The sequence below is a fragment of the Streptomyces sp. NPDC031049 genome, assembly GCF_055571015.1.
Genome location: NZ_JBVIGC010000005.1, coordinates 26,735 through 39,423, shown reverse-complemented (window position 1 = coordinate 39,423; position 12,689 = coordinate 26,735). Strand labels below are relative to the sequence as shown.

General features: G+C 70.9%; 12 protein-coding genes. 5 read left to right on the top strand and 7 right to left on the bottom strand.

Features of this window, described 5'->3' with window-relative positions; genetic code table 11:
• Nucleotides 1-40: 40 nt before the first annotated feature.
• On the bottom strand, nt 41-661 hold the full coding sequence (gene ctaE, locus ACZ45Q_RS10075; protein WP_029382680.1) for an aa3-type cytochrome oxidase subunit III: 621 nt from the start codon (nt 659-661) through the stop codon (nt 41-43).
• A 145-nt stretch (nt 662-806) separates the two neighbouring features.
• Here ctaE and ACZ45Q_RS10070 point away from each other — a divergent pair, with 145 nt between their 5' ends.
• A complete protein-coding gene (locus ACZ45Q_RS10070) occupies nt 807-1,208 on the top strand; it encodes a response regulator (protein WP_468257661.1) in 402 nt (133 codons plus the stop codon).
• 8 nt (nt 1,209-1,216) lie between these two features.
• Here the strand turns inward: ACZ45Q_RS10070 and ACZ45Q_RS10065 are convergent, their stop codons facing one another.
• From ACZ45Q_RS10065 to ctaC, 4 genes are all read right to left on the bottom strand, one after another.
• Nucleotides 1,217-2,494: a L,D-transpeptidase gene (locus tag ACZ45Q_RS10065; RefSeq protein WP_468257658.1), complete on the bottom strand. Its 1,278-nt coding sequence runs from the start codon at nt 2,492-2,494 to the stop codon at nt 1,217-1,219.
• Nucleotides 2,495-2,634: 140 nt separating this feature from the next.
• Nucleotides 2,635-3,033: a cytochrome c oxidase subunit 4 gene (locus tag ACZ45Q_RS10060; RefSeq protein ID WP_468257656.1), complete on the bottom strand. Its 399-nt coding sequence runs from the start codon at nt 3,031-3,033 to the stop codon at nt 2,635-2,637.
• Nucleotides 3,030-4,766, bottom strand: coding sequence for an aa3-type cytochrome oxidase subunit I (gene ctaD, locus ACZ45Q_RS10055; RefSeq protein WP_468257653.1), 1,737 nt, complete (start codon nt 4,764-4,766; stop codon nt 3,030-3,032). Before ctaD ends, ACZ45Q_RS10060 begins: the two co-directional genes overlap by 4 nt.
• Nucleotides 4,763-5,722 carry an aa3-type cytochrome oxidase subunit II gene (gene ctaC, locus ACZ45Q_RS10050; protein WP_468257650.1) on the bottom strand — a complete coding sequence of 320 codons (960 nt, stop codon included), beginning with the start codon at nt 5,720-5,722 and terminating at the stop codon, nt 4,763-4,765. Before ctaC ends, ctaD begins: the two co-directional genes overlap by 4 nt.
• A 259-nt stretch (nt 5,723-5,981) precedes the next feature.
• On the opposite strand from ctaC, the gene ACZ45Q_RS10045 reads away from it, so the two are divergent.
• Nucleotides 5,982-7,361 (top strand): aminotransferase class V-fold PLP-dependent enzyme, encoded by a 1,380-nt coding sequence (locus ACZ45Q_RS10045; protein ID WP_468257647.1) that lies wholly within the window; start codon nt 5,982-5,984, stop codon nt 7,359-7,361.
• A gap of 108 nt (nt 7,362-7,469) precedes the next feature.
• On the opposite strand, the gene ACZ45Q_RS10040 is transcribed toward ACZ45Q_RS10045, so the two are convergent.
• Nucleotides 7,470-8,444, bottom strand: a complete 975-nt coding sequence (locus tag ACZ45Q_RS10040; RefSeq protein WP_468257644.1) for a carbohydrate kinase family protein — start codon at nt 8,442-8,444, stop codon at nt 7,470-7,472.
• A gap of 150 nt (nt 8,445-8,594) precedes the next feature.
• Between ACZ45Q_RS10040 and ACZ45Q_RS10035 the strand changes: the two genes are divergently transcribed.
• Nucleotides 8,595-8,804 carry a hypothetical protein gene (locus tag ACZ45Q_RS10035; protein WP_468257641.1) on the top strand — a complete coding sequence of 70 codons (210 nt, stop codon included), beginning with the start codon at nt 8,595-8,597 and terminating at the stop codon, nt 8,802-8,804.
• A 128-nt stretch (nt 8,805-8,932) separates the two neighbouring features.
• A complete protein-coding gene (locus ACZ45Q_RS10030) occupies nt 8,933-10,750 on the top strand; it encodes a hypothetical protein (RefSeq protein ID WP_468257639.1) in 1,818 nt (605 codons plus the stop codon).
• 75 nt (nt 10,751-10,825) lie between these two features.
• Here ACZ45Q_RS10030 and ACZ45Q_RS10025 read toward each other — a convergent pair whose 3' ends face one another.
• On the bottom strand, nt 10,826-11,182 hold the full coding sequence (locus ACZ45Q_RS10025) for an iron-sulfur cluster assembly accessory protein (RefSeq protein WP_365667892.1): 357 nt from the start codon (nt 11,180-11,182) through the stop codon (nt 10,826-10,828).
• Between the two features lie 271 nt (nt 11,183-11,453).
• Between ACZ45Q_RS10025 and nadA the strand changes: the two genes are divergently transcribed.
• A complete protein-coding gene (gene nadA, locus ACZ45Q_RS10020) occupies nt 11,454-12,638 on the top strand; it encodes a quinolinate synthase NadA (protein WP_468257635.1) in 1,185 nt (394 codons plus the stop codon).
• Nucleotides 12,639-12,689 lie beyond the last annotated feature (51 nt).

Sequence of the window (12,689 nt, the reverse complement as noted above, 5' to 3'; positions counted from 1 at the left end):
GCGTCGATGCTTCTGGGATGTGCGCGGGAGCGGGCCGCGCCTACTTGATCATGTAGATCGTGGCGAAGAGGCCGATCCAGACGACATCGACGAAGTGCCAGTAGTAGGACACGACGATGGCGGCGGTCGCCTGCTCGTGGGTGAACCTCCGGGCCGCGTAGGTACGGCCGAGGACCAGCAGGAAGGCGATGAGACCGCCCGTCACGTGCAGGCCGTGGAAGCCGGTGGTCAGGTAGAAGACCGAGCCGTACGGGTCCGACGAGAGCGACAGGCCCTCGTGCTTGACCAGCTCGGTGTACTCGAACACCTGACCGCCGATGAAGATCGCACCCATGATGAAGGTGACGATGAACCACATCCTGAGCTTCTTCACGTCACCGCGCTCGGCGGCGAACACGCCGAGCTGGCAGGTGAGGGAGGAGAGCACCAGGATCGTGGTGTTCGTCGCGGAGAACGGGAAGTTCAGCGCGTCGGCCTTCTCGGACCAGAAGTCCGGGCCGGTCACCGATCGCAGGGTGAAGTACATCGCGAAGAGGGCCGCGAAGAACATCAGCTCGGAACTCAGCCAGATGATGGTTCCGACGCTGGTGAGGTTCGGTCGGTTGACCGACGGGTGCGCGTGCCCGGTATCTACTGTCGTTGCTGTCGCCACGACCGACATTATGTCGGTCGCTTATCCCGCCCTCACTCCGGGGGGTGCCGTTCGGAGTGTCTCCCTGTTCCGGAGCGGTGTTGACGTGGTGTTCAAGGGAGTAGCATCCCGCCCAACGGCCCGTCCTTAACGACGCTGACGTCACGGAGGAAGCATGCAGCCGACCGCCACGGTGCTGGTCTACAGCGACGACTCCAACACCCGCGAACAGGTGCGGCTGGCGACGGGCCGGCGGCCCGCTCCGGACGCGCCCGTGGTGGAGTTCGTGGAGTGCGCGACGCCCGCCGCGGTGGTGCGGGAACTGGACAAGGGCGGCATCGACGTCTGCGTGCTGGACGGCGAGGCCGTGCCCATGGGCGGCATGGGGCTGTGCCGGCAGATCAAGGACGAGGTGTTCCGGTGCCCGCCGGTGCTGCTGCTCATCGGGCGTCCGCAGGACGCGTGGCTGGCGACGTGGAGCCGGGCGGAGGCGGCGGTGACGCTGCCGGTGGAGCCGGTGGAGTTCGCCGCGGCGCTGGCCTCGTTGCTGCGGCAGCAGCACTTGCAGAGCGCCTGAGGGGGCGCTCAGGCCACCGTCGGGCGCAGGCGGGCCGCGTCCTCCGGCTTGGGGGCGGCGGGGTTGCCGCCGGTCAGGGCGCTGCCGGTCTGCCACTTGGCCCAGTCCATGTTCCACTCCCCGAAGCCGTTGCCGAACGGCTCCATCAGGTCGCCGTCGGAGTTGACGACCTGGACCAGGTCGCCCTCCCGGACGGTGTCGAAGAACCACTCGGCGTTGGCGGTGCTCATGCCGACGCAGCCGTGGCTGACGTTGGCGTAGCCCTGGGAACCCACCGACCAGGGGGCGGCGTGCACGTACTCGCCGCTCCAGGTGACGCGGGTGGCGAAGTGGACGGGCAGGTCGTACGACTCCGAGGAGCCCTCGGCGATGCCGACGGTGCTGCTGCGCATGCGTACGAAGCGTTCCTTGCCGAGCACGACCTTGACGCCGTTGCGGGTCTCGAAGCCGGGCTTGCCCGTGGTGACGGGGATCCGCTTGATCTCCTCGCCGTTGCGGTAGACCGTCATGGTGTGCGCGGCGGCGTCGGTGACGGCGATGACGCGGTCCCCGGTGGTGATCTTCAGCGGCTTGGACGCGGCGCCCCACAGCCGGTCGCCGACCTTGATGCCCTCGAGGGTGCTGCGGGCCAGCACGGTGGCGTGAGCCGGCCAGTACTCCTTGGGGCGGTAGTGCAGCTTCTTGTCGTCCACCCAGTGCCAGGCGCCCTCCACGGCGGGCGTGGACTCGACCTTCAGGGCGCGTTCGACGACCTTGCGCTGGGCCGGGTCCCGGACGGGCTCGCTCAGTTCCGCGGTGACGGGCTGGCCGACGCCGTAGGTGCCCGCCTCGGGGCCGAAGGTGACGTTCAGTTCCTTCTTGGCGGTGGGCCGGCCCGTCTCGAAGGTGAGGACCTTGCGGCCGGGTGCCCCGTCGCCGTTCTCCGTGCTCACGCGGACCGTGTACTGGGCGCCTGCGGCCAGCGGTGAGGTGCTGTGCCACCGGGACCCGTCGGCGGAGAGTTCGCCCGCCACATGGCGCCCTGCGGCGTCCACGGCCGTGACGTCGGTGATCCGCCCGTCGGAGTCCTCGGCGACGACCTCCAGGGGCTTGTCCGGGTCGGCCTTCTTCCCCGCGCCGACGGGACCGCTGAAGGTGATCTGGCCGGCCGCGTCGTACGGCGCCGCCGCCAGCGGATGGCCGTCGCCGCCGCTGCACCCCGTGGCGCCCACGCCGAGGGCCACCACGAGCAGCGTGCAGCCGACGACGGTGCGCCCCCGTGCGTGGAAGTGAACGTTGTGGCTCATGACCTCACGCTAGGAACTTCCGTCAGCGGCGGCGCGGCGGGTCGTCCGTACGGGGGACCCCCGGTCCCGCGGACGAGGGCAAAACAAGGGCCCGGACGCTCCTGACGGAGTGTCCGGGCCCCTCGGGTCGACGCCCTGTGCTACTGGGTGCGGTTCTCGCCGCGGTAGTACTCGAAGACCCAGCCCCAGATGCCGATGAGCATCAGCGGAGCGGAGAAGTACATCAGCCACCAGCCGACGGCGATGCTCAGGAAGGCGAACGCGCCGCCGATGGACAGCAGGAGCGGCTGCCAGCTGTGCGGGCTGAAGAACCCGACCTCGCCGGCGTCGTCCGCGACGTCCGCCTCCTTGTTGTCCTGCGCGCCCACGTCGACCCGCTTGGCCGTGAAGCCGAGGTAGAAGCCGATCATGATCGCCAGGCCGAAGGCCAGGAAGAGGGCGGTGGTACCGGCCGGCTCCTTCGACCACACGCCATAGACGACCGCCATGACGAGGATGAAGACGCTCAGCCACATGAACATCTTGCCCTGGATCTTCACTTCCCGGCCTCCTTGCCGCCGGCGAGGGCCTTCTCACCCTGAGGGACGTTCTCCAGCTGGTCGAGCGCGGAGATCTCGGGGTGGTGCAGGTCGAACGCCGGGGATTCGCTGCGGATCCGCGGCAGGGTGAGGAAGTTGTGGCGCGGCGGCGGGCAGGAGGTCGCCCACTCCAGGGAGCGGCCGTAGCCCCACGGGTCGTCGACGCCGACCGGCTTGCCGTACTTGGCGGTCTTCCACACGTTGTAGAAGAACGGCAGCAGCGACATGCCGAGCAGGAACGAGGCGATCGTCGAGATCGTGTTCAGGGCGGTGAAGCCGTCGGCCGCGAGGTAGTCCGCGTACCGGCGCGGCATGCCCTCGGCACCCAGCCAGTGCTGGACCAGGAAGGTGCCGTGGAAGCCGATGAACAGCGTCCAGAAGGTGATCTTGCCCAGGCGCTCGTCGAGGAGCTTGCCGGTCCACTTGGGCCACCAGAAGTGGAAGCCAGCGAACATCGCGAAGACGACCGTGCCGAACACCACGTAGTGGAAGTGGGCCACCACGAAGTAGGAGTCCGAGACGTGGAAGTCCATCGGCGGCGACGCCAGGATCACACCGGTCAGACCACCGAAGGTGAAGGTGATCAGGAAGCCCAGCGACCAGAGCATCGGCGTCTCGAAGGACAGCGAGCCCTTCCACATGGTGCCGATCCAGTTGAAGAACTTCACACCGGTCGGGACGGCGATCAGGAACGTCATGAAGGCGAAGAACGGCAGCAGCACGCCGCCCGTGACGTACATGTGGTGCGCCCACACCGTCACCGACAGACCCGCGATCGCGATCGTCGCGCCGATCAGACCCATGTAGCCGAACATCGGCTTGCGGGAGAAGACCGGGATGATCTCACTGATGATGCCGAAGAACGGCAGCGCGATGATGTACACCTCGGGGTGGCCGAAGAACCAGAACAGGTGCTGCCACAGCAGCGCACCGCCGTTGGCCGAGTCGAAGATGTGCGCACCGAACTTGCGGTCCGCCTCCAGGGCGAACAGCGCAGCGGCCAGGACCGGGAAGGCCAGCAGGACCAGCACACCGGTCAGCAGCACGTTCCAGGTGAAGATCGGCATGCGGAACATCGTCATGCCCGGGGCGCGCATGCAGATGATCGTGGTGATGAAGTTGACCGAGCCGAGGATGGTGCCGAAGCCGGAGAAGGCCAGGCCCATGATCCACAGGTCACCGCCGATGCCCGGCGAGTGCACCGCGTCGGACAGCGGCGAGTAGGCGAACCAGCCGAAGTCGGCCGCACCCTGCGGGGTGAGGAAGCCGCCCACCGCGATCAGCGAGCCGAACAGGTAGAGCCAGTAGGCGAACATGTTCAGCCGCGGGAACGCCACGTCGGGCGCACCGATCTGCAGCGGCATGATCCAGTTCGCGAAGCCGGCGAACAGCGGCGTCGCGAACATCAGCAGCATGATCGTGCCGTGCATCGTGAACGCCTGGTTGAACTGCTCGTTCGACATGATCTGCAGACCCGGCCGGGCCAGCTCGGCGCGCATGAAGAGCGCCATGACGCCGCCGATGCAGAAGAACGCGAACGACGTGACCAGGTACAGCGTGCCGATCGTCTTGTGGTCGGTGGTCGTCAGCCACTTGACGACGATCTCGCCGCGCCTCTGGCGCCGGACCGGCAGCTCGTCCTCGTAGTGGGACCCTGCTGCCGCGGCACCCTGGGGTTCGTTGAGGATGCTCACAGTTGGTTCGTCTCCCGGTTCTTCTCGTGGCTCGTCTGCGCGATGCCGGCGGGAACGTAACCGGTCTGCCCCTTCTTCACGAGGTCCTGGAGGTGCTGCTCGTAGCGCTCAGGGGAGACGACCTTCACGTTGAACAGCATCCGGGAGTGGTCCACGCCGCACAGCTCGGCGCACTTGCCCAGGAACGTGCCCTCCTTGTTGGGGGTCACCTCGAAGGCGTTGGTGTGGCCCGGGATGACGTCCTGCTTCATCAGGAACGGCACCACCCAGAAGGAGTGGATGACGTCCCGGGAGGTCAGGACGAAGCGGACCTTCTTGCCCTTGGGGAGCCAGAGGGTCGGGCCCGGGTTGTTGGTCTGCGGGTTCCGGGTGCCGGGGACACCGCAGTCGTAGACGCCGCCGGCGTTCGCCGGGAAGTCCTCCTTGAACCGGTCCGGGATCGCGGCCAGTTCCTTGGACTTCGTCGCGTCACCGGTGGAGCCCTGGACGCCCTCGACGTAGTTGAAGCACCAGCTCCACTGGAAGCCGACGACGTTGACCGTGACGTCGGGCTTGTCCTTGAGCTTGAGGAGCTCGGACTCGTCGCGGGCGGTGAAGTAGAAGAGCACCGAGACGATGACGAGCGGAACAACCGTGTACAGCGCCTCGATGGGCATGTTGTACCGGGTCTGCGGAGGGATCTCGACCTTGGTGCGGCTGCGCCGGTGGAAGAAAGCACTCCACAGGATCAGGCCCCACACCAGCACGCCGACGGCGAGCGCGGCAGCCCAGGAACCCTGCCACAGGGAGAGGATCCGCGGAGCCTCTTCCGTGGTGGGGGTGGGCATACCAAGGCGGGGGAAGTCCTCCCATGTGCAACCGGTGGCGGTCGCCAGGACCAGGCCCGCGGTCAGTGCCTGCAGCAGCTTCCGCCGCATCGGGCGCCGCGGCGAGCGGTCGGAGCCGTTGGGACTCACGTAGCGCCTTCCCGAGAGTCTCGCCCGCGCGTATCGGCTGCGGCCTTCTCGCTGGTCGGTCGCCGCCCTGCGTCGGGCAGGGGTTTGGATGTTTATGCGGACCAAACCCTAGCCCACGCCCTCCGGGGGTTCGCGGGGAGGGGTGCCTATGGGCCCGGGGGGTTCGCTTGTTTGGCGGCTGCGGGTGCGTCGTGGTCGTTCGCGCGGTTCCCCGCGCCCCTTGGGGCATTGTGGTGACCGGACGTTCTAGCGTTGCCCCATGGCCTACTTCGACGCCGCTTCCGCCGCTCCTTTGCACCCTGTCGCCCGGCAGGCGCTGCTGGCCTCGCTCGACGAGGGCTGGGCCGATCCCGCGCGGCTGTACCGGGAGGGGCGCAGGGCCCGGATGCTGCTGGACGCGGCGCGCGAGGCCGTCGCCGAGGCGGTGGGGTGCCGGGCGGACGAGGTGGTGTTCACCTCGTCGGGTACGCGGGCGGTGCACTCGGGCGTGGCGGGGGCGTTGGCCGGGCGGCGGCGGACCGGACGTCACCTGATCGTGTCAGCGGTCGAACACTCCTCGGTGCTGCACGCGGCCGAGGTCCACGAGGCCGGCGGGGGGACGGTCACCCAGGTGGCCGTGGACCGTGCCGGGGCGGTCGACCCCGGGGCGTACGCGGACCGGCTGCGGGAGGACACCGCGCTGGCCTGTCTTCAGTCGGCCAACCACGAGGTGGGGACCGTGCAGCCGGTGGCGGAGGTGGCCGAGGCGTGCCGGGCGGCGGGGGTGCCGCTGCTGGTGGACGCGGCGCAGTCGCTGGGCTGGGGGCCGGTGGAGGGCGGCTGGTCGCTGCTGGCCGCGAGCGCCCACAAGTGGGGCGGGCCGTCCGGGGTCGGGCTGCTCGTCGTGCGCAAGGGCGTGCGGTTCGCGCCGCAGGGGCCGGTGGACGAGCGGGAGTCGGGGCGGGCGGCCGGGTTCGAGAACATCCCGGCGATCGTGGCCGCGGCGGCCTCGCTGCGGGCGGTGCGGGCGGAGGCGGCCCAGGAGGCGGCGCGGCTGCGGGAGCTGACTAAGCGGGTGCGGGCGCGGGTGCCGGAACTGGTGCCGGACTCGGAGGTGGTCGGGCACGCGGAGCGCCGGCTGCCCGGCATCGTCACCTTCTCGTGTCTCTATGTCGACGGGGAGGCGCTGCTGCACGAGCTGGACCGGGCCGGGTTCTCCGTCTCCTCCGGTTCGTCCTGCACGAGCAGCACGCTGACGCCGAGCCATGTGCTGAGGGCGATGGGCGTGCTCAGCGAGGGCAACGTGCGGGTGTCGCTGCCGTCGGGGACGCCGGCGGAGGACGTCGAGCGGTTCCTCGAGGTGCTGCCGGGTGCGGTGGCCGGGGTGCGGGAGAAGCTGGGCGCGCCGAGCCCGGCGACGACCGTCGCCGGGGACGACGCACTGGTCGTGGACGCCCTCGGCAAACTGTGTCCGCTGCCGGTGATCGAGCTGGCCAAGGTGATCGGGGACGTGCCGGTCGGGGGCACGGTCCGCGTCCTGGCGGACGACGAGGCGGCCCGCCTGGACATCCCGGCGTGGTGTGCGATGCGGGGGCAGGAGTACGTGGGCGAGGAGGAGGCGGACCGGGGGACGGCGTATCTCGTCCGCCGGATGCACTGACGTCCTTCGGCCGACCCTGCGCAGGGGCGGGGGCGCCGGCGTGGTGCGGCTGCCGCCAGCGGGTACGCGGACGGCACCCCCGCACACCCGCTGACGGCGTACCGGGGACTACCGCAGGTGCGCCTGGACCTCGGCCGCGGCCTCGTGCCCGTACGCCTTGGTGAAGCGGTCCATGAAGTGCGCCCGGTGCAGCTGGTACTCCTGGGTGCCGACCGTCTCGATGACGAGGGTGGCCAGCATGCAGCCGACCTGGGCGGCGCGCTCCAGGGAGACGCCCCAGGCGAGGCCGGAGAGGAAGCCGGCGCGGAAGGCGTCGCCGACGCCGGTGGGGTCGGCCTTGCGCTCCTCCTCCGGGCAGCCGACCTCGATGGTCTCCCCGCCGGCCCGCTCGATGCGCACGCCCTGGGCGCCGAGGGTGGTGACCCGGTGGCCGACGCGGCCGAGGATCTCCTCGTCGGTCCAGCCGGTCTTGGACTCGATGAGGCCCTTCTCGTACTCGTTGGAGAACAGGTAGGTGGCGCCGTCCAGCAGGATCCGGATCTCCTCGCCGTCCATCCGGGCGATCTGCTGGGAGAAGTCGGCGGCGAACGGGATGGACCGCGAGCGGCACTCCTCGGTGTGCCGGAGCATCGCCTCCGGGTCGTCGGCGCCGATGGAGACCAGGTCGAGGCCGCCGACCCGGTCGGCGACGGTCTTCAGCTCGATCAGGCGGGCCTCGCTCATGGCGCCCGTGTAGAAGGAGCCGATCTGGTTGTGGTCGGCGTCGGTGGTGCACACGAAGCGGGCGGTGTGCAGGGTCTCGGAGATGCGGACGGAGCCGGTGTCGACGCCGTTGCGGTCCAGCCAGGCCCGGTACTCGTCGAAGTCGGAGCCCGCGGCACCGACCAGGATCGGCCGGGTGCCGAGCTGGCCCATGCCGAAGGCGATGTTCGCGGCGACGCCGCCCCGGCGGACGTCCAGTTTGTCGACCAGGAAGGAGAGCGAGACCGTGTGCAGCTGGTCCGCGACGAGCTGGTCGGCGAAGCGGCCGGGGAAGGTCATGAGGTGGTCGGTGGCGATGGAGCCGGTGACTGCGATGCGCACGACGTGGACTCTCTCCAGGGGAGGCGGGTTGACGGTTCACGCTACCCGGAAGGGCGGGTGGCTCTGAAGGGCGCCGAAGGGCCCCGAAGAGGGAAAACTACCCGATAGTAGATCTTTCTTCGCGCCCCTCGGCGTGCCTACGGTGCCGTCATGACGAACCTCGAGGCCCACTCCCCCGTCCCGGCCGACCAGGACGGGGACCTGGCGTCGCTGCGGGGCGACTGCGCACGGATGGTGCCGCACTGGCCCGCCGCCGAGCGGGCCGTCCCGCCGCACGTGTCGCCCTCGCGCATCCACGGCGTGACCGTGCCGACGGCGTCGGCGCGGCTGCTGGACGCGATGTCCGACTACGGCGACTAGCCGTCCGCGGCGTGCTCCGCCCGTGCGGCCCCGGGGGCCGTTCGGGCGAACGCCCGCCCGTGCGGGAACCGGATGTTCCCCCACCGCGTCCCATCGCTGTCCCCCGTCACAGCCGAAGGAGCGATGCGGTGAACACCGAGCGACCCGACAACGACGACGCCGAGGCCGGTGCCGGCACCACCGGGCCCGCCGGCACCGCGCGGGACGCCGAGGAGACCACCGGTGGCGCACGGGACGCCGGGGAGCCGGCGGGCGGCGGCACGGCCGGGCCGCGGGGGCCCGGCGACCGGGAGCCCGGCGAGTCGAGGCCCGGCGAGGAACCGTCCGGAGAGCAGGGGCTCGTCGGTGAGGAGCGGTCCGGCGAGCCGGGGCCCGGCGTGGAGCGGTCCGGCGAGTCGAGGCCCGGCGAGGAACCGTCCGGAGAGCAGGGGCTCGTCGGTGAGGAGCCGGGCGGGCCGGGGCGGCGGCGGCCGGTGCTGGCGGCCGCCTCGGTCGCCGCCGCCGTGCTGCTCGTCGGGGGCGGTGGGGCGTATCTCGCCACGACCGCGTCCGACGGCTCCGGCCGCTCGGACGGCGGGACGACCTCCGGGGCCTCCGGCGACGACACTCCCCCGCCGCTCGCCCTCGACGGCTACGCCGCCCCGGCCGAGGGCGACGGCGCCGGCATCGCGCCCGGGGAGCCCAACCCGTACGGCGTCGTCTACCGGGCCGCCGGTCCGCTGCCGGAGGGGCCGGGCGAGGCGCCCGTGTTCCGTACGAAGGGCGAGGTCGGCAAGGCGGACGTGGCCCGGCTGGCGGACGCGCTGGGCGTCGAGGGCACTCCCGTGGAGCGGGGCCGGGCGTGGACGGTCGGGTCGGCCCAGGACGGCTCGGGGCCGGTGCTGCGGGTGAACCGGCAGGCGCCGGGGACGTGGACGTTCCACCGGTCCGTGCCGGGCACCGACAACTGCAAGAAGGGCCCGTCCTGCCCGGTGCCGCCCGCGAACGCCGAGCCGGTGAGCGAGGCGGCGGCGAAGCGGGCGGCGGCGCCGGTGCTCAAGGCGGTGGGCCAGGACACCGCCAAGCTGGACGCCGCGCAGGTCATGGGCGCCCAGCGGGTGGTGAACGCCCAGCCGGTGGTCGGGGGGCTGCCCACGCACGGCTGGACGACCGGGGTCACGGTCGGCGCCGGGGGCGAGGTGGCCGGCGGCAGCGGCCAGCTGAAGCCGCCGGTGGAGGGCGACACGTATCCCGTCCTGGACGCGGAGCGGACCCTCGCGCTGATGAACGCGGCGCCGGGGGCGGGGTCGCGGGCCGGTATCGGCGGCTGCGCCGGACCCGTACCGCTGGACGGCGCGGAGCCGGCGGACCCCTGCTCGCCCGGAACGCCGGGACGGCCCGGGGAACCCGAGCAGCCCCCGGCACCGCGGAAGGAGACGCTCACGGTCGAGCGCGCGGTGTTCGGGCTGGCCGCGCACCCGGTGCAGGGCCGGCAGACCCTCGTGCCGTCCTGGCTGTTCGAGGTGCGGTCGCCGGGTGCGCAGGACGCGCTGACGGTGACGTATCCGGCGGTCGACCCGGAGTTCCTGGTGTCCTCGGCCCCCTCGCCCCGTCCGTCCGGTCCGGCCGATCCGCCCGGCTCCGACGAGCCGACGTCGGCGCCCACCACCCGGGAGGTGGAGGTCACCGGCTACACGACCGCGGGCACGGAGCTGACCGTGCACTTCACCGGCGGTGTGTGTGCCTCCTACGACGCGAAGGCCGCCGGGCACGGCGACGAGGTGCGGGTCACGGTGACCGAGACCACACGGCCGGGGAAGGTCTGCGTCCTCATCGCCAAGGAGTACGAGCTGACCGTCCGGCTGGACGAGCCGCTCGGTGACCGGGCGGTGGTGGGGTCGGACGGCGAGAAGATCCCGCTCGCCAAGCCGGGCGCCCGGCTGCCGGCGCCGTCCGGCACCCGCTGAGCGCCGGCGCGGACGCGTGTGGGGCCCCGGGGAGTGCCCGGGGCCCCACACGTGCGTTCGCGGTCCGGCCGCGACTCAGCTGAAGGAGTCGCCGCAGGCGCAGGAACCGGTCGCGTTCGGGTTGTCGATCGTGAAGCCCTGCTTCTCGATCGTGTCCACGAAGTCGATGGTCGCGCCGCCCAGGTACGGGGCGCTCATGCGGTCGGTGACGACCTTGACCCCGCCGAAGTCCTTCTCCACGTCGCCGTCGAGGGACCGCTCGTCGAAGAAGAGCTGGTAGCGCAGGCCGGAGCAGCCGCCGGGCTGGACGGCGACGCGCAGCGCCAGGTCGTCACGGCCTTCCTGGTCGAGCAGGGCCTTGACCTTGGCCGCGGCGGCGTCGGTCAGGATGATGCCGTCGGTGACGGTGCTGGTCTCGTCCGATACGGACATCTACATCTCTCCCGGGTTGTACGGAGACTGCTTGCCGACGGTTCCAACCGGCGGTGCCGCGGATTCATTCCGGGCGGGCCCGGCTTTCTCCTCGGCTTCCCCTTCATGCTCGCACATGCGCCGGTGCGCGGACAGCGCCGGAGACGGTGCCTGGCCGGCCCGGCCGGGACCGGGATTCACGTCACATCGACACTATGGACATCGTCAAAGTGACGTGAAGCGGTTATGATATATAGCGTCAGTTAGACGAAAAGTAGAAAGGGTGCGTGTCGTGACCACCGCCCAAGCCCAGGAGCTCGACGTTCAGCCGACGCCCCTCGCCCTCCTGCTGCTCGGCCGCGAGGCCGACCCGAGGAGCGAGCGCGGCGTGGACTGCCCCGGCGACCTGCCCTCGCCCTCCGACCCGGACCTGGTCGAGCGCGCCCGCGCGGCCAAGGAGAGGCTCGGCGAGAAGGTCTTCGTGCTGGGCCACCACTACCAGCGCGACGAGGTGATCCAGTTCGCCGACGTCACGGGTGACTCCTTCAAGCTGGCCCGGGAGGCCGCGGCGCGCCCGGAGGCGGAGTACATCGTCTTCTGCGGCGTGCACTTCATGGCGGAGTCCGCCGACATCCTGACCTCCGACGACCAGAAGGTCGTCCTGCCCGACCTGGCGGCCGGCTGCTCCATGGCGGACATGGCGACGGCCGAGCAGGTCGCCGAGTGCTGGGACGTGCTGACCGAGGCCGGCATCGCCGAGCAGGTCGTGCCGGTGTCGTACATGAACTCCTCCGCGGACATCAAGGCGTTCACCGGCAAGCACGGCGGCACCATCTGCACGTCGTCGAACGCCAAGCGGGCGCTGGACTGGGCCTTCGAGCAGGGCGAGAAGGTGCTGTTCCTGCCCGACCAGCACCTCGGGCGCAACACCGCCGTCCGCGACATGGGCATGTCCCTGGAGGACTGCGTCGTCTACAACCCGCACAAGCCGAACGGCGGCCTGACCGCCGAAGAGCTGCGCGCGGCGAAGATGATCCTGTGGCGCGGCCACTGCTCGGTGCACGGCCGCTTCAGCCTCGACTCCGTCAACGACGTGCGCGAGCGCATTCCCGGCGTGAACGTCCTGGTGCACCCCGAGTGCAAGCACGAGGTCGTGGCCGCGGCGGACTACGTCGGCTCCACCGAGTACATCATCAAGACGCTGGAGGCGGCGCCGGCCGGCTCCAAGTGGGCCATCGGCACCGAGCTGAACCTGGTCCGTCGTCTGGCGAACCGTTTCGCTCCGGAGGGCAAGGAGATCGTCTTCCTCGACAAGACGGTCTGCTTCTGCTCCACCATGAACCGCATCGACCTCCCCCACCTGGTCTGGGCCCTGGAGTCCCTCGCCGAGGGCAACCTGGTCAACCGGATCGAGGTCGACAAGGAGACGGAGGCGTTCGCGAAGCTGGCGCTGGAGCGGATGCTGGCGCTGCCGTAGCCCGTCGGCCGCCCGGCCGCGCGTGAGGCCCCGTCCGGCACCGGCCCGGAC